Raw genomic sequence first — 14,461 nt, 5'->3', positions numbered from 1 at the left:
GTTAGTTTAAAAAAGTTATTGTTAAAGTGGTTTTACGGAATTAATCGATTTTTGTTACAGTTCCCATTTGTTTTTTTGATTCTCCTACAAAAGAATATTCAAAGGTATAGGTTTTTCCTTTAGTAGAAATGAATCGCATAGAAATTGCCTTTTTTTCAGCCATATTTCTAGGATACAATTTTTGAAGAACAAATTCATAGTCATTTACCCAACGAACCGAAGCCGTATCAGTTCTTCCGTTGTAGGTTTCAATTTGTAATTTATCTGTTCGTTCAAATGTTGTAATTTCTTTTTTGCCATTAACTTCTTGAACGAATTCAAATTTACCAGTTTTAAACTCTTTTGGATTACACTCTAATTTGTTTTGGCAACTAAGAAGTGTTATTGTAAAAAAGAAAAGCATTATTTTTTTCATAAAATTTACTATTGTTTATCATTAAAAAGTGCATCAGTCATAGTTTTTATTCCTTTGAAAGCTAAAAAAACCGATGTTATACAAACAGCACAACCAATTACTAAAATTAAATAATGCCAATTGGTATGCTTGTTCATGAAAGCATTATACATTAAACTTGGTCCAATAAACATCATCGGCAATGCGCCAAATAAATACTTTACACCTTTAGCCAAAAGTTCTTTGTTAGTTGCCATATTAAAAACGAATTTGGATGCCGTAACCTCTTTGGTTTCCGATTAAATTCACTTCAAAATTTGAATTTGTTTCTCCCAGATTTTTCAAACCGCTATTATACAAATCAATTCCTTCTTTAATTTTTTTATTCTTTCCAGATAAAACAGGAATTGCAACAATTAAGGCTCCAGCTCCAATATAGGTTGCTGCAGTTGGATATTTTACATCTGAAACCAAACCTACTACCAAATCGGTAATAACCAAAGCACCACCAAATCCAATTAGGAAACCACCAGCAGATTCTTTACCAAGTCCAGATTTGAATTTACTCAAAGCTTCAGCATTAGAAGCTAATAATTGTTTGGTTTCTCTTGTAGAAATCTGACTTCCGTTTACATAATATTTACCTCTTTCTAAAGAGATTTCTTGAGAGAAGGAAAGAACAGAAAGTAATAATGCGAATGTTAAAAGTATTTTTTTCATATTTTTATTTTTAAAGTTTTTATTTCCAATTTTCGACGGCTTTTCTAACGCTACCAAATTCTTTCAACAACTGACTGGCTTTTTCATAATCCACAGGAATTTCACCCATAATCATTTTTACGCCTCTATCAACTAATTTGTCATTACTCAATTGCATATCTACCATTTTGTTGCCTTTCACTTTTCCCAATTGAATCATGGTTGCAGTTGAAATCATGTTTAATACTAATTTCTGAGCTGTTCCTGCTTTCATTCTTGAACTTCCAGTTACAAATTCAGGTCCAACGACAACGACTATTGGAAAGTTTGCTGTTAGAGCCAAAGGACTTCCCTCATTACAAGTGATACTACCAGTAATAATATTATTTTCATTGCATTTTTTCAAACCTTCAATTACATATGGAGTTGTTCCTGACGCAGCAATTCCTATTACAACATCGTTTTCTGAAATGTTTTGTTCTTGTAAGTCTATCCAAGCCTGTGTTGTGTTATCTTCTGCATTTTCAACTGCCTTTCTAATAGCTTTATCTCCACCTGCAATAATTCCGTTTACCAAATCAAATGGAACTCCGAATGTAGGAGGACATTCTGAAGCATCAACGATTCCTAATCTTCCAGAAGTTCCTGCTCCAATATAAAAAAGTCGTCCACCAAGTTTCATTTTTTCAACCACTTTTGAAACTAACGACTCAATTTGAGGCAAAGCTTTTTCAACTGCCAACGGAACGGTTTTATCTTCATTATTGATGTTTGTCAACAATTCGGAAACAGACATTTTTTCTAAATGCTCGTATTTGGAAGATTGTTCGGTGGTTTTAGTGAAGTTCATTTTTTTATTTCTTCAATTTTATAATCTTTGACTTTATTTAGTGTGTCGAATTGAATTTTTAAATTTTTTGTATAAACAGGATCGATATTCCATCCATAATCAGTTACGATATTGTAATAAATTTCATTTTCATCAACATTAGCATAATTTTCTGGTTTACCTAGTAAATTTATAATTTCATCATAAGTTAAATTTGATAAATTATGTTTAGAAAATAAATCATTAATCATTTTATCTCTATGAATGTAAAACCCATCAGAATTTACCTGCCATTTATTCTTATCAAATTTTATATCATTATTACAAGAAGCAAGTAATTGTATAAATAATGTAAAATATAGAAATCTTTTCATGTTGTAAATCTACATAAAATAAGCCAAAACAATTCCTAAAATTATCATAGAGATTTTTGCAATATTGAATTTATGTCCTTCGCTACTTTCAAAAATAATAGTGGAAGAGATGTGGAATAAAATTCCAATTACTATTGCAGTAATCTCATTATAGTATTGATTTAAAGCTGGAAAAATATCAGAAATGAAAGTCCCAAGCGGTGTCATTATGGCAAAGGTTAACATAAAAAGGAACAAAGCAGTTTTATTTAACTCAGCATTCAAGAAAAAAGTAGTTAAGATGATGGCAATTGGAAGGTGATGAATAGCAATTCCCAGCGCCAATTCGTGATGATGACCAACAGGAAAGCCCTCTAACAAAGCATGAATGCATAAACTAATAAATAATAGCCAAGGCATTTGAGCCATTTTATCATGTCCATGAACGTGACCATGTTCTGCTCCTTTTGAAAAAAATTCTAATATTATTTGAAACAAAATACCAATCATTATAAAAATCCCAACATTGTGATTATGGTATTCGTATACTTCTGGAAGCAAGTGAATTACTGTAAGTGAAAGCAAAAAAGAACCACTAAAAGCTAATAGTAATTTTAAATTCTTTTTGGCTCTAGGTTTTAATGCTATCGCTATAAAAAAACCAATTAAAACCGATAATAAAGGTAATAAATAATTCATTATTTAAATATCATAATTAATCGTTCGCTAGTATTTTTATGGAATTTCTTCAACTTGTAGTCACCAAAAGTATCCAATAAATAAATTCCGGCATCGTTCATCATATTTTGAAAATCCTCTAACGTCAACGCTTTCACTTTTTCTGTAAAATGATATTTTTCATTGTTATCTTCAAAATCAATTTCTTTGATGATATGATTATCGGCAACATATCTTTTAATATGAAAATCAATTCCATCAACAGTTTTAACTTCCTCAGGAACTAAATTCGGAATTACTTGATGCACATTCATGAAATCAATTACAGCGAATCCGTAATCGGTCAGACTTTCTTTTATTGCAACTAATGTTTTTAAATCATCATTATCATTTTCAAAATAACCAAAACTGGTAAATAAATTAAAGATAGCATCAAATTTATCTTCAAATTTTTCTCGCATGTCATGCACTTCAAAATGTAAAGTTGCATTCGCATTTTTAGTAGCTTCAGCAATACTGTTTTCAGATAAATCGGCACCAATTACATCAAATCCTAATTGATTCAAGTAAATAGAATGACGTCCTTTTCCGCAAGCTAAGTCTAATACTTTTGCCTTTTCAGGTAAGTTTAAATAATGCGTTAAATTGTCCATGAAAATCTGTGCTTCACGGTAATTTCTATCTTTATAAAGAATGTGGTAATAAGGTGTATCAAACCAAGAGGCGAACCAGTTATTGGTTGCGAGTTTCGAGTTTCGAGTTCCGGGTTTATCTGTTTCTGACATTAATTCTTGTTCATAAAATTCCTAGCGTGCAAATTTAGTGTATTTTTGCAGAAGTTATTCCAAGTTTGAAGTTTGATATTTTATCTTTTGAAATTTATTTGGAATTTGTTATTTGTATATTGGATTTTATAAAGATGGAAAATTTTAAAATGATTGCCAAAACCTTCTTTGGTTTTGAAGAAATATTAGCTCAAGAATTACGTGTTTTAGGTGCGCAAGATGTTGAAATAGGGACAAGAATGGTAAGTTTCAAAGGCGATAAAGGTTTTATGTATAAAGCCAATTTGTCTTTGAGAACCGCTTTAAAAATCTTAAAACCAATTTATTATTTCAGAGCAAAAACCGATGTGTTACTTTACAAAGGAATACAAGGAATTGATTGGAGTAAGTATTTGAATGCCAATCAAACTTTTGTAATTGATACTACCATTCACTCTGATTTTTTTAAACATTCACAATTTGTATCGCAAAAAGCTAAAGATGCTATTGTAGATCAATTTCGTGAGAAAACTGGAGTTCGTCCAAGTATTGATAAAGATTATCCAGATTTAAGAATCAATATTCACATCGATAAAGACCAAGTTTCGGTGGCTTTGGATACTTCTGGAAATTCTTTGCATCAAAGAGGTTATAGAACAGCAACGAACATTGCTCCAATAAACGAAGTTCTAGCAGCAGGAATGTTATTGCTAGCTGGTTGGGAAGGAAAAACTGATTTTCTAGACCCAATGTGTGGTTCTGGAACAATTCTTATTGAAGCCGGAATGATTGCTTGTAATATTCCAGCCAACATCAATAGAAAAGAATTTGCTTTCGAAAAATGGAACGATTGGGATAACGATTTGTTTGATCAAATCATTGATGCATTAATGAAACGCACACGTGAATTTCATTACACTATAAAAGGATACGATAAAGCGCCAAGTGCTGTCAATAAAGCTATTGATAATATAAAAAATGCCAACCTTGATGACTATATTAAAGTAGAACAACAAAATTTCTTTGATACTAAAAAAGAAACTTCTGGTCCGTTGCAAATGGTTTTCAATCCACCTTATGGCGAACGTTTAGATATTGATTTAGAGCGTTTTTACAGAGAAATGGGCGATACCATGAAACAAAATTATCCAGGAACTCATGCTTGGTTTATTACAGCAAACTTAGAAGCATTGAAACATGTTGGACTAAAACCTTCGAGAAAAATTAAACTTTTTAACGGAAGTTTAGAAGCGCGATTGGTAAAATACGAAATGTATGAAGGAAGTAAACGAACAAAGTTTCAGATAGCAGAAGGCGAATAGCAGTTTTATAAAAGTACAATATATAATTTCACTACAGACAAATGAGTAAATCAACAAAATCATTTATTTACAATATGTTAAGTTTTGCGGCTTTCTTTTTGCCGTTGCAAGTAGCTATCCAAGCGTTTACAGATTTGAAAGGAATTTGGATTTTGATTGTAGCTTTTGTTATAGCAACAATACTTGCTCCAAAATTTCAAGCCGTTAAAACTAAAGACGGTGAAAAATTGTTTATGAAAGTTATCTTTGTAAAAGGAGTGAAGGAGATAAATTAATGTTTGTTAGATATAGTTTTTCTACTTTATCAATAATATAAAAGTTACTGTGATATAGATTATTTCTAGAATGTAATCTACTCTAGTAACATTTCTAGTTCCATAGACATCTTTATTATTTCTACCGATACTTACTAATTCTTGATTTTGAGTTTTTATACTAACAAACTGTAAGACTTTAAATATAATTAGTAGAATGATTGTATTTCTAAGACTAATAATTGTATTATTTTTCAAACCAATAAGCGATGCATTTTCTTTTAATATGAAAAATAGGTAAAGGTGTAAAACACCAATAATAAAAATAAATAAATATACTTTAATATCTCTCAATGCTTTATATAAAAAAGCATAAATAAATAGTTGAGAAAAAACAGCATAAAAGTAAAGGTAGTGACTCTGAGTTTCACTTTTTGCAAATCTTAAGAAGTAGCATAACTCATAAGACAATAATATATAAAAAATCATTACACCAATTACCCAAATTTTTACTTTTTTTAAATTGAATAGATTTTTTATCATTTTATGATGTTTCGCTTTACTATTTCTTTTTTCCTTCTTTAGGTTTAACCTCGGATTTAAAAATAGGAACAAAATAGGAAACGGTGTAGTTTATTCCTACGCCAAATTTTCCGTCGTAAGTTCTATTGAAACCTGGAATGTACAGATTGTCAAATCCATCTGGTTTTTTGTTGGAAACTAAATAGTTTAATCGTACACTCATTCCAACATAGAAATTTTTAAACATTTCTGCTTTTGCACCAGCCAAAACTTCAACCCATTGTGCTGTGAGTCCATTGAATTTTTCACCTGATGGTATTTCTGGAGCTTGCCCAAAATAAGGATTGGGATTATAAATGGTGTAAGAATTCAAAGTTTGGCTAAACGAACTAAATCCGTAGCGCATACCCACGTATAGCATGTTGTTCATGCCCAACCAATTTTCATATCCATTAAAATCAAAACCTGCTTTTAAGTAAGTTCCTTTGGTAGTAAAATTCAATCGGTCATCATCTACAGTTTTGTTTTCTGTTCCAATTTCTGCTGCTATGTAGTGTTTTCTGGTCAATTTGAAATCACCAACTAATTCAATTCCACGATAGTCTTTTTCATAAAACGAACGAGTTAATTTGAACAAATCAACACCAACTCGCAAACCATAACGTTCTGTTTTTGGTTTGATACTGTCTTTGACTTTCACTTCTTGAGCATTTCCCAAAAACGAAACCACTAGCAATAGTAGACTAAAAGAATATTTTAACGTGTACTTCATTTTCGTTTTCAAGGTTAGCTTTTACAATTACTATATTTTTTATCCAAGAGCTAGCGCTACTAAATGGTTCTGTTGGAACTATTGGACTTGTAGCATTTAAAGTAAATAAAGTTTTAAAACCACAAGCGCGTGAAACATAAACTTCATTTCTTGAGTAATTAAACTGTAAAATATCTTCGTTATCATTAGTTGCATCAGTATCGCTTCCGTTCTTAATGAAACGTAATGTAGTGGAATCTTCTGTAGTTTTTAATGGAACTTGAATCTTGTTAACTCCAGTAAAACCTATTCCTTCTGTAAAGCTTGGTGCAATAACTCCCAATGCAGTTACGTTTTTCAAAGTCTCAGTAGATGCGTTAAAATCATAAAATTCAATCACTAATCTAGGAGTAGTAGGCGTAGTTGCATCACAAATATCATCCTTCTCACATCCTAAAAGCGAAAACACAAATAATAATAAAAATATCTTTTTCATAGTTTTTTAGTAATTAGTGATTAGTAAAAAGTGATTAGCAAGGACTATTTACTCATCACTTTTCACTATTTACTTATCTAAGTTCCAAAAGTACGACATTTTCCACATGATGCGTTTGCGGAAACATATCTACAGGTCGCACACGAGTAACTTTATACATTTCGTCCATCAAAGCCAAATCTCTTGCTTGCGTTGCTGAGTTACAACTTACATAAACAATTTTCGGAGCACCAGTTTTTAATAACATTTCAACAACGTCTTTATGCATTCCGTCTCTTGGTGGATCGGTGATGATAACGTCTGGTTTACCATGTTTTGCAATAAAATCGTCATTGAAAACATTTTTCATATCGCCAACATAAAACTCACAATTTGTAATTTCATTGCGTTTGGCGTTTTCTTTGGCATCAGCAATTGCTTCTGGAACAGCTTCTACACCAATTACTTTTTTCGCTTTTTTAGAAACAAATTGTGCAATAGTTCCAGTTCCTGTGTACAAATCATAAACGACTTCGTTTCCTGTTAAACCAGCAAATTCTCTTGTGATTTTGTATAATTCATACGCTTGGTCGGAATTGGTTTGGTAAAATGATTTAGCGTTGATACTAAACTTCAAACCTTCCATTTCTTCCAAAATGTAATCTCTTCCTTTATATAATTTGATGTCTTGGTCGTAAAGTGTGTCGTTAGCTTTGCTATTGATTACATATTGCAACGAAGTAATTTGTGGGAATTTCTCATGAATGAAATCCATCATCAACTCACGATTGGCTTTGTCGTCTTCAAAAAACTGAATCAACACCATAATCTCGCCAGTCGAAGCGGTTCTAATCATTAAAGTTCGCAACAAACCTTCATGATTCCTTGCATTGAAGAACGTCATTCCGTTTTTATCGGCAAATTCTTTTATCGAATTTCTAATATCGTTCGATGGATCTTCTTGCAACCAACATTTTTCAATATCTAATATTTTGTCCCACATTTTCGGAACGTGAAACCCTAAAGCATTTTTCTTGCTCAAATTTTCCTCACTCGATTGAATCTGACTTTCGGTTAGCCAACGCGTATCTGAAAACCCAAATTCCATTTTGTTTCTGTAGAACAATTGTTTTTCTGAACCTAAAATCGGTTCAAAGTCAGGTAAATCGATTTTACCAATGCGTTTTAGGTTATTGAAGACTTCATTATTTTTGTAAAACAATTGTTGTTCATACTTCATGTTTTGCCATTTACAACCGCCACAAGCACCAAAATGCTCGCAAACCGGTTCAATACGATTTTCTGAAAAAGAGTGAAATTTTATCGCTTTTCCTTCAAAATACGATTTACGTTTCTTAAAAGTTTGTACATCCACCACATCGCCAGGCACAACGTTTGGTATAAATATTACTTGTCCTTCAGGAGCTTTGGCTACTGAAACACCTTTGGCACCAGCATCAAGTACGGTAACGTTTTCAAATATAATTCTGTCTGTCTTCTTTTTTCCCATGAGGCAAAAATAATGTATTGGTTTGTTTTTTGGATTGGGTTTGGCAAAATTTTATTTATTTTATGTTTTTATGAAATCACCATAATCAAGTCGTTTGCTTGCAAACACCAATGAAAATAGTGATACATATGCACAATAACAAATAATATTTACATATGAAAATTAGTTTCATTATCAATATCCTAAAATTTAGAATAACAATGAATAAAAGTATTTTTATAATTTAGCAATTCACTAAATCCCGTTAGGGATTAAATTCTGGTAGATAAAAATAATTCAATAGTATGCGAAGTCCCATAGGGACGATATTTAAAAATGGCAAATACCTACACACAAATACATGTTCAATTTGTTTTTGCAGTAAAATTCCGTAACGGACTAATCCATGCATCATTCAAAGAGGAATTATATCAATATATTTCAGGTATTATTAAAGCAAACAATCATAAATTACTTGCTATTAATGGAATGCCTGATCATTTGCATATTTTTATTGGAATGCGACCAACACAATCAATTTCTAATTTATTGCAAGATATTAAAGGCAGTTCTTCTAAATGGATAAATGAAAAGAAGTTTTTAAAAGTAAAATTTGAATGGCAAGAAGGATATGGCGCATTTTCATATTCCAAATCACACGTCAATAATGTCATTAATTACATTCAAAATCAAGAGAATCATCACAAAAAAGAAACTTTTAGAGACGAATATCTGAAATTTTTGAAAGTATTTGAAATAGAGTATGATGAGCATTATATTTTTAAAGAACCAATCTAAATATCATCCCTACGGGATTTTTTCTTAAGGAAGTTATTTTCTTTACCCAAATTTTATCCCTACGGGATTAATAAAATGTAATTGATAAGAACTTGTAGTTTGCTTTCTGTAATTTTGCAATTATTCCATATGGGTTAATAATATTGATAATTTTGTAACTATGACTAAATACCTAGCATTACTTCGCGGCATCAACGTCTCAGGACACAACATGATAAAAATGGAAGCGTTAAAAACTACCTTAGAAGCCATTGGGTTTACTAATGTGGTTACTTATATTCAAAGTGGTAATGTTTTTGTTGAAACTGAGGAAGAAAGCGGTTTTGGTGTGGGTTTCAAAATCAAACAAGAAATTTTCAAAACCTTTGGTCACGAAGTTCCCGTGATTGTAATTGGTAAAAATGATTTGGAGTTGTGTTTTAAAAACAATCCTTTTTTGAAACAAAAAGACGTTGATACTAAGAAATTGTATGTTGCTTTTATTTCTAAAGAATTGTCAAGTTCTGCTATAAACGAATTAAAAATAAGCCAATTCAAACCCGACGAAGCCGTTATTGATGGCAACAGAATCTTCATAAAATACGACATCGGCGCAGGAAAAACTAGACTTGACCAAAAATACATCGAGAAAAAACTAAACGTAACAGCAACCATCAGAAATTGGAATACGGTTACAAAGTTGTTGGAAATATATGAGTAGAAAGTACGAAGTACGAAATACTAAGTAAAAAGTTATAAGAAATTACAAATGTAACTTTCAGAAGGAAAAAGCTATTCTTTTATTAGAAATAACAATAATTATGTAACATTCTTGTAACAAACATTATTTAGTTTTGGTAAAATTTAAAATTAAAAAGTTATGAAAAGAAATGCAACAGCCCAATGGCAAGGTTCGGTAAAAGAAGGAAAAGGTTCGCTTACTACTCAAAGCACCACATTAAACAATACACAATATTCATTCAACTCACGTTTTGAAGATGGCGTTGGAACTAATCCAGAAGAGTTGGTTGCAGCAGCTCATGCAGGTTGTTTTACTATGCAACTTTCGGCTTTTTTAACAGAAGATGGCTTTACAGTAGAAAACATTCAAACCAAATGCGAAATCAATTTGGTAACTGGTTCAATTGTGAGTTCACATTTAACAGTTGAAGCAAAAATTCCAGGAATTTCTAAAGAAGATTTTCAAGCATTAGTTACTAAAGCAGAGAAAAATTGTCCAATTTCTAAGTTATTAAATACAGAAATCACTTCAACAGCTACTTTAGTTTAATCGATTTAAATAGTTAATAGAAACCTTATTTCTTAATTGAAGTGAGGTTTTTTGTTTTTAAAATATCGTAAATTAGCAAGAATTTAAAATTTGAAATTATTAGCTTGAAGTTTGTACAAGCAAATCAATAAATTATTTATGAAAGATAAAGCAACATTTACTAGCGCTATTTCAGGAATAGAATTCCCACAGAAAGAAAAAGTTTTGGGAAATTCTATACGCATTCCTATTTTAAACATAATCAAAGAAGAACATCCCGATTTCGATTCCAATCAATTTATCGCAGATAGCGAATTGAATATTTATCGTGAGAAGTATATTTCTAAATTCCTTCAATCGGAAGTTGGTGAACTTACTGATTTACAAAAGAGAGTTGTCAAATCTATTAAAGGCAATAAATCTTTTGTAAACAAGGTTGAAGATAAAGTAGATAATCGAACGTATGGTCAAGTCATTGCTGATAAAGTAGCTGCTTTTGGTGGAAGTTGGACATTTATTATATCGTTTTTTATCTTTATTATGATTTGGATAGCGTCAAATGTATACTTATTGATGAACAAAGGATTTGATCCGTATCCATTTATATTACTGAATTTGATTTTGTCTTGTTTGGCTGCACTTCAAGCTCCAGTTATCATGATGAGTCAAAACCGTCAAGAAGAAAAAGACCGAGAAAGAGCCAAAAAAGATTATATGATTAATCTAAAATCGGAACTCGAAATTAGAATGCTCGACGAAAAATTAGATCATCTAATCATGCACCAACAACAGGAATTAATAGAAATCCAAAAAGTGCAAATCGAAATGATGAATGATATTTTGGAAAAGATTAAGAAATAAATTCCAATTTTAAAATTCCAAAATCCAAACATGAAGTTTCAATCTTTAAATTAGATATATTTAGTATTGTAATTGGAATTTGGAATTTCTTTTTTTGTAATTTTGGCAACTATGGATGATTTCTCTCCACAAGAAGGAATTGATATTTTAGAATAGCCCATAACGAGTTTGGGTAAAAAAAGAAAAATTATGTCAGTTTTAGAAAAAATGAGCTCAGCTGATGCTATTGCATTAGAAGATAAATACGGAGCTCACAATTATCATCCACTACCAGTAGTTTTGAGTAGAGGAGAAGGTGTTTATGTTTGGGATGTTGAAGGAAAAAAGTATTACGATTTTCTTTCGGCTTATTCTGCAGTAAATCAAGGACATTGTCATCCAAAAATTATTGGAGCAATGGTTAATCAAGCGCAGACTTTAACTTTAACTTCAAGAGCTTTTTACAACGATAAGTTGGGAGTTTATGAAGAATTTGTAACAAAATACTTCGGATTTGATAAAGTACTTCCAATGAATACTGGTGCTGAAGCGGTAGAAACGGCTTTAAAACTTTGTAGAAAATGGGCGTATGAGAAAAAAGGAATTAATGAAAACGAAGCACAAATTATCGTTTGTGACGGAAATTTCCACGGAAGAACTACGACTATCATTTCGTTTTCTAATGATGAAAATGCTAGAAAGAATTTCGGACCTTATACAGCAGGATTTATCAAAATTCCTTACGATGACATCGAAGCATTAGAAAACGCGCTTAAATCGTCTAAAAATATTGCAGGTTTCCTTGTAGAACCTATTCAAGGTGAAGCAGGAGTTTATACGCCAGCAGAAGATTATTTGGCGAAAGCTAAAGCTCTTTGTGCAGCTAACAACGTTTTGTTTATCGCAGATGAGGTTCAAACCGGAATTGCAAGAACAGGTTCGATATTGGCAGTTTGCGGAAATTGTACTTGCGAAAATGCTTGCGAAAAACAAGCAACTTATGTAGCTCCAGATATTTTAATTCTTGGAAAAGCTTTGTCAGGTGGTGCTTATCCAGTTTCGGCTGTTTTGGCTAATGATCACATTATGAATGTTATCAAACCAGGTCAGCATGGTTCTACTTTTGGAGGAAATCCTGTTGCAGGTGCTGTTGCTATTGCTGCTTTGGAAGTTGTTAATGATGAAAATTTATCTCAAAATGCACGTCGTTTAGGAAAAATTTTCAGAGAAAAAATAGGAGAATTTGTTGAATCATCCAATATCGCAACTTTAGTACGTGGAAAAGGATTGTTGAATGCGATTGTAATCAACGATACAGAAGAAAGCGACACAGCTTGGAATATTTGTATGGCATTACGCGATAACGGTTTGTTAGCTAAACCAACTCACGGAAATATTATTCGTTTCGCTCCGCCATTAGTTATGAACGAAGAACAATTATTAGATTGTATTTCGATTATTATAACTACTTTGAAGCAATTTGAAAAGTAGATTATTTAGATAAAAAAAAACCGTCTTGTGTAAAACGAGACGGTTTTTTTTATGTGAATTAGTTTCCTTGTAATTCTTTAATTCTTTCTTGTAATACTGCAGGATCACTTAATGCATCCATTCCAATCATTGAAATAATCCAAATGAAATAAGCAAGTACAAGAATGTTCAGAACGATTCCAATTATTGAAAGAATTCTACCGATGTTCAAGTTTTGATAGTTGTCAAAATCTTGAGGAGCAGCATTGTACATTGCGAAATCTTTTCTTGAAATAGCTAGTCCTATTATACTTAGAATCAATCCTATGATACCATAGCACCAACATAAAAGAATTGATAATATTCCTAAGACTAAAACTGCGGTTGCGTTGGGTAATTTTCGATTTTCCATTTTTATATAGTTTTTGGTTTTAAAGTTTAATAAAGAAATTTCATTTTGTAAACATAAGAAATAATCATAATACTAGCATTTACAATTGCTAAAAATATTACCACTTTATGGTATTCTCTTCTTTTGTCTAAAAGGTGCAATCCAATAAATACAAAGAATAGGATTGTGGTATAAATAGCCGGAAAAATCTCGAGTGCTTTTATAAACTCTCCATGAAACAGAAAATTAATGGAGCGTTGAATTCCACAACCAATACAATCTAGTCCGGTGTAGGATTTAAAAAAACAAGGCAACATATATTCTTCCATTGTTCTGATTAATTACTTTACAATTTTACAAATAAAAAATTAAAATACATCATTCTAATATTAAGTTTTCTATTTTTGATTTTTTAAAATAATGATGATGAAAAAAATATTAATTCCCATTTTGCTGATTGCTTTTTTTGTTGCTTTTTGGAACCAAAATAGTGAGAAGTCAAACCTGTATATTACGATAATTGCCGTCCTAATTTTTATGTTTGGCATGATGAAATTATCGGCAAAAGTTCCACCAAAAGATGATGAAAATGACAGCGAAAAAATTTGAAGTAGGAGATAGTGTTTCGGTTTTGGATGAGGCAATAAATGGTGTTGTTGTTGCTGTTGAAAATAATGATATCACTATCGAAACTACAGACGGATTTTTGATGACATATTTTGTCAATGAATTAATTAAAGAAAACAATATCAATTATTTAGGTTCAATCAATACAACTGATACTTTACATAAAAAAAATATTGATTCAACACCTAAAAAAAAGAATAATGTTCCAGTTTTTAAGTCGGATAAGATTGAAAAAGGCATCCCTGAATTTGATTTGCACATCGAAAAATTAGTTAAAAATTTTCGTGGAATGAACAATTTCGACATCCTAAATATCCAAACAGAAACGGCAAAAAGACACATTGAATTTGCTATCAGAAATCGCATTCCGAAAATCGTTTTTATACATGGTGTTGGTGAAGGAGTTTTGAAAGCTGAATTGGATTTTATGTTAAAACGATATGATAATATTTCGTTCCAAGATGCCAATTATCAAAAATATGGATTGGGTGCAACGGAAGTTTATTTTAAGCAAAATGTAAAATAATAATCAGTATTTTTGCATTTATAATATCCA

22 protein-coding genes are annotated in these 14,461 nt (G+C 31.2%); 9 read left to right on the top strand and 13 right to left on the bottom strand.

Annotated features, from left to right (window positions below):
- Window positions 1-40: 40 nt before the first annotated feature.
- The 7 genes from ABD766_RS01175 to ABD766_RS01145 are packed head-to-tail and all read right to left on the bottom strand — an operon-like array spanning window position 41 to window position 3,738.
- A complete protein-coding gene (locus tag ABD766_RS01175) occupies window positions 41-415 on the bottom strand; it encodes a DNA topoisomerase IV (RefSeq protein ID WP_344814994.1) in 375 nt (124 codons plus the stop codon).
- An 8-nt stretch (window positions 416-423) separates the two neighbouring features.
- Complete coding sequence (locus ABD766_RS01170; protein ID WP_344814993.1) at window positions 424-651, bottom strand: DUF6095 family protein; 228 nt, start codon at window positions 649-651, stop codon at window positions 424-426.
- A gap of 1 nt (window position 652) precedes the next feature.
- Window positions 653-1,114, bottom strand: coding sequence for a hypothetical protein (locus ABD766_RS01165; RefSeq protein WP_298306720.1), 462 nt, complete (start codon window positions 1,112-1,114; stop codon window positions 653-655).
- A 19-nt stretch (window positions 1,115-1,133) separates the two neighbouring features.
- Window positions 1,134-1,943, bottom strand: coding sequence for an N-acetylmuramic acid 6-phosphate etherase (gene murQ, locus ABD766_RS01160; protein WP_344814992.1), 810 nt, complete (start codon window positions 1,941-1,943; stop codon window positions 1,134-1,136).
- Window positions 1,940-2,296 carry a hypothetical protein gene (locus ABD766_RS01155; protein WP_344814991.1) on the bottom strand — a complete coding sequence of 119 codons (357 nt, stop codon included), beginning with the start codon at window positions 2,294-2,296 and terminating at the stop codon, window positions 1,940-1,942. The genes murQ and ABD766_RS01155 overlap by 4 nt, the downstream gene beginning before the upstream one ends.
- A gap of 9 nt (window positions 2,297-2,305) precedes the next feature.
- Window positions 2,306-2,974, bottom strand: coding sequence for a ZIP family metal transporter (locus tag ABD766_RS01150; RefSeq protein WP_344814990.1), 669 nt, complete (start codon window positions 2,972-2,974; stop codon window positions 2,306-2,308).
- Complete coding sequence (locus ABD766_RS01145) at window positions 2,974-3,738, bottom strand: class I SAM-dependent methyltransferase (RefSeq protein WP_298306731.1); 765 nt, start codon at window positions 3,736-3,738, stop codon at window positions 2,974-2,976. The genes ABD766_RS01150 and ABD766_RS01145 overlap by 1 nt, the downstream gene beginning before the upstream one ends.
- Window positions 3,739-3,872: 134 nt before the next feature.
- Here ABD766_RS01145 and ABD766_RS01140 point away from each other — a divergent pair, with 134 nt between their 5' ends.
- Together ABD766_RS01140 and ABD766_RS01135 are read left to right on the top strand one after the other, a co-directional pair.
- On the top strand, window positions 3,873-5,039 hold the full coding sequence (locus tag ABD766_RS01140; RefSeq protein WP_344814989.1) for a THUMP domain-containing class I SAM-dependent RNA methyltransferase: 1,167 nt from the start codon (window positions 3,873-3,875) through the stop codon (window positions 5,037-5,039).
- A gap of 41 nt (window positions 5,040-5,080) precedes the next feature.
- Complete coding sequence (locus ABD766_RS01135; protein ID WP_344814988.1) at window positions 5,081-5,314, top strand: hypothetical protein; 234 nt, start codon at window positions 5,081-5,083, stop codon at window positions 5,312-5,314.
- Between the two features lie 21 nt (window positions 5,315-5,335).
- Here the strand turns inward: ABD766_RS01135 and ABD766_RS01130 are convergent, their stop codons facing one another.
- The 4 genes from ABD766_RS01130 to rlmD all read right to left on the bottom strand — a co-directional run bounded on the left by ABD766_RS01130 (window position 5,336) and on the right by rlmD (window position 8,551).
- Window positions 5,336-5,836 (bottom strand): hypothetical protein, encoded by a 501-nt coding sequence (locus ABD766_RS01130; RefSeq protein WP_344814987.1) that lies wholly within the window; start codon window positions 5,834-5,836, stop codon window positions 5,336-5,338.
- Between the two features lie 19 nt (window positions 5,837-5,855).
- A complete protein-coding gene (locus tag ABD766_RS01125) occupies window positions 5,856-6,587 on the bottom strand; it encodes a DUF6048 family protein (RefSeq protein WP_344814986.1) in 732 nt (243 codons plus the stop codon).
- Window positions 6,559-7,062 carry a DUF6452 family protein gene (locus ABD766_RS01120; RefSeq protein WP_344814985.1) on the bottom strand — a complete coding sequence of 168 codons (504 nt, stop codon included), beginning with the start codon at window positions 7,060-7,062 and terminating at the stop codon, window positions 6,559-6,561. The genes ABD766_RS01125 and ABD766_RS01120 overlap by 29 nt, the downstream gene beginning before the upstream one ends.
- A gap of 73 nt (window positions 7,063-7,135) precedes the next feature.
- Window positions 7,136-8,551 (bottom strand): 23S rRNA (uracil(1939)-C(5))-methyltransferase RlmD, encoded by a 1,416-nt coding sequence (rlmD, locus tag ABD766_RS01115; RefSeq protein ID WP_344814984.1) that lies wholly within the window; start codon window positions 8,549-8,551, stop codon window positions 7,136-7,138.
- Window positions 8,552-8,866: 315 nt separating this feature from the next.
- On the opposite strand from rlmD, the gene tnpA reads away from it, so the two are divergent.
- The 5 genes from tnpA to rocD all read left to right on the top strand — a co-directional run bounded on the left by tnpA (window position 8,867) and on the right by rocD (window position 12,908).
- Window positions 8,867-9,328 (top strand): IS200/IS605 family transposase, encoded by a 462-nt coding sequence (tnpA, locus tag ABD766_RS01110; protein WP_344814983.1) that lies wholly within the window; start codon window positions 8,867-8,869, stop codon window positions 9,326-9,328.
- A 160-nt stretch (window positions 9,329-9,488) separates the two neighbouring features.
- Entirely contained in the window at window positions 9,489-10,028 is a 540-nt protein-coding gene (locus ABD766_RS01105) for a DUF1697 domain-containing protein (RefSeq protein ID WP_344814982.1), read from the top strand.
- 159 nt (window positions 10,029-10,187) lie between these two features.
- Complete coding sequence (locus ABD766_RS01100; RefSeq protein WP_344814981.1) at window positions 10,188-10,598, top strand: OsmC family protein; 411 nt, start codon at window positions 10,188-10,190, stop codon at window positions 10,596-10,598.
- A 138-nt stretch (window positions 10,599-10,736) separates the two neighbouring features.
- The gene (locus ABD766_RS01095) at window positions 10,737-11,438 is read left to right on the top strand and encodes a DUF1003 domain-containing protein (RefSeq protein ID WP_344814980.1); all 702 of its coding nucleotides are present in this window, start codon (window positions 10,737-10,739) and stop codon (window positions 11,436-11,438) included.
- A gap of 189 nt (window positions 11,439-11,627) precedes the next feature.
- Window positions 11,628-12,908 carry an ornithine--oxo-acid transaminase gene (gene rocD / locus ABD766_RS01090; protein ID WP_344814979.1) on the top strand — a complete coding sequence of 427 codons (1,281 nt, stop codon included), beginning with the start codon at window positions 11,628-11,630 and terminating at the stop codon, window positions 12,906-12,908.
- 58 nt (window positions 12,909-12,966) lie between these two features.
- Here rocD and ABD766_RS01085 read toward each other — a convergent pair whose 3' ends face one another.
- Window positions 12,967-13,299 (bottom strand): CCC motif membrane protein, encoded by a 333-nt coding sequence (locus ABD766_RS01085; protein WP_298306765.1) that lies wholly within the window; start codon window positions 13,297-13,299, stop codon window positions 12,967-12,969.
- Window positions 13,300-13,325: 26 nt separating this feature from the next.
- The gene (locus ABD766_RS01080; RefSeq protein WP_344814978.1) at window positions 13,326-13,607 is read right to left on the bottom strand and encodes a DUF2752 domain-containing protein; all 282 of its coding nucleotides are present in this window, start codon (window positions 13,605-13,607) and stop codon (window positions 13,326-13,328) included.
- Between the two features lie 97 nt (window positions 13,608-13,704).
- Between ABD766_RS01080 and ABD766_RS01075 the strand changes: the two genes are divergently transcribed.
- Window positions 13,705-13,887: a hypothetical protein gene (locus tag ABD766_RS01075; RefSeq protein ID WP_344814977.1), complete on the top strand. Its 183-nt coding sequence runs from the start codon at window positions 13,705-13,707 to the stop codon at window positions 13,885-13,887.
- Entirely contained in the window at window positions 13,868-14,431 is a 564-nt protein-coding gene (locus tag ABD766_RS01070; RefSeq protein ID WP_344814976.1) for a Smr/MutS family protein, read from the top strand. Before ABD766_RS01075 ends, ABD766_RS01070 begins: the two co-directional genes overlap by 20 nt.
- The last annotated feature ends 30 nt before the right edge of the window (window positions 14,432-14,461 follow it).

The sequence above is a fragment of the Flavobacterium cheonanense genome, from assembly GCF_039539185.1.
GTDB lineage: Bacteria > Bacteroidota > Bacteroidia > Flavobacteriales > Flavobacteriaceae > Flavobacterium > Flavobacterium cheonanense.
Note: the sequence above shows the minus strand (reverse complement) of the source record. Positions and strands in the feature narration are given on the sequence as shown.

What these genes read in the sequence shown, in the direction of transcription:
- ABD766_RS01100 (WP_344814981.1), top strand. Translation starts at nt 10,188, where the DNA reads ATGAAAAGAAATGCAACAGCCCAATGGCAAGGTTCGGTAAAAGAAGGA.
- ABD766_RS01150 (WP_344814990.1), bottom strand. Translation starts at nt 2,974, where the DNA reads ATGAATTATTTATTACCTTTATTATCGGTTTTAATTGGTTTTTTTATA.
- ABD766_RS01175 (WP_344814994.1), bottom strand. Translation starts at nt 415, where the DNA reads ATGAAAAAAATAATGCTTTTCTTTTTTACAATAACACTTCTTAGTTGC.
- ABD766_RS01120 (WP_344814985.1), bottom strand. Translation starts at nt 7,062, where the DNA reads ATGAAAAAGATATTTTTATTATTATTTGTGTTTTCGCTTTTAGGATGT.
- ABD766_RS01070 (WP_344814976.1), top strand. Translation starts at nt 13,868, where the DNA reads ATGACAGCGAAAAAATTTGAAGTAGGAGATAGTGTTTCGGTTTTGGAT.
- ABD766_RS01080 (WP_344814978.1), bottom strand. Translation starts at nt 13,607, where the DNA reads ATGGAAGAATATATGTTGCCTTGTTTTTTTAAATCCTACACCGGACTA.
- rlmD (WP_344814984.1), bottom strand. Translation starts at nt 8,551, where the DNA reads ATGGGAAAAAAGAAGACAGACAGAATTATATTTGAAAACGTTACCGTA.
- ABD766_RS01130 (WP_344814987.1), bottom strand. Translation starts at nt 5,836, where the DNA reads ATGATAAAAAATCTATTCAATTTAAAAAAAGTAAAAATTTGGGTAATT.
- ABD766_RS01075 (WP_344814977.1), top strand. Translation starts at nt 13,705, where the DNA reads ATGAAAAAAATATTAATTCCCATTTTGCTGATTGCTTTTTTTGTTGCT.
- ABD766_RS01135 (WP_344814988.1), top strand. Translation starts at nt 5,081, where the DNA reads ATGAGTAAATCAACAAAATCATTTATTTACAATATGTTAAGTTTTGCG.
- ABD766_RS01140 (WP_344814989.1), top strand. Translation starts at nt 3,873, where the DNA reads ATGGAAAATTTTAAAATGATTGCCAAAACCTTCTTTGGTTTTGAAGAA.
- rocD (WP_344814979.1), top strand. Translation starts at nt 11,628, where the DNA reads ATGTCAGTTTTAGAAAAAATGAGCTCAGCTGATGCTATTGCATTAGAA.
- ABD766_RS01145 (WP_298306731.1), bottom strand. Translation starts at nt 3,738, where the DNA reads ATGTCAGAAACAGATAAACCCGGAACTCGAAACTCGAAACTCGCAACC.
- ABD766_RS01085 (WP_298306765.1), bottom strand. Translation starts at nt 13,299, where the DNA reads ATGGAAAATCGAAAATTACCCAACGCAACCGCAGTTTTAGTCTTAGGA.
- ABD766_RS01155 (WP_344814991.1), bottom strand. Translation starts at nt 2,296, where the DNA reads ATGAAAAGATTTCTATATTTTACATTATTTATACAATTACTTGCTTCT.
- ABD766_RS01170 (WP_344814993.1), bottom strand. Translation starts at nt 651, where the DNA reads ATGGCAACTAACAAAGAACTTTTGGCTAAAGGTGTAAAGTATTTATTT.
- ABD766_RS01125 (WP_344814986.1), bottom strand. Translation starts at nt 6,587, where the DNA reads ATGAAGTACACGTTAAAATATTCTTTTAGTCTACTATTGCTAGTGGTT.
- ABD766_RS01095 (WP_344814980.1), top strand. Translation starts at nt 10,737, where the DNA reads ATGAAAGATAAAGCAACATTTACTAGCGCTATTTCAGGAATAGAATTC.
- murQ (WP_344814992.1), bottom strand. Translation starts at nt 1,943, where the DNA reads ATGAACTTCACTAAAACCACCGAACAATCTTCCAAATACGAGCATTTA.
- ABD766_RS01165 (WP_298306720.1), bottom strand. Translation starts at nt 1,114, where the DNA reads ATGAAAAAAATACTTTTAACATTCGCATTATTACTTTCTGTTCTTTCC.
- ABD766_RS01105 (WP_344814982.1), top strand. Translation starts at nt 9,489, where the DNA reads ATGACTAAATACCTAGCATTACTTCGCGGCATCAACGTCTCAGGACAC.
- tnpA (WP_344814983.1), top strand. Translation starts at nt 8,867, where the DNA reads ATGGCAAATACCTACACACAAATACATGTTCAATTTGTTTTTGCAGTA.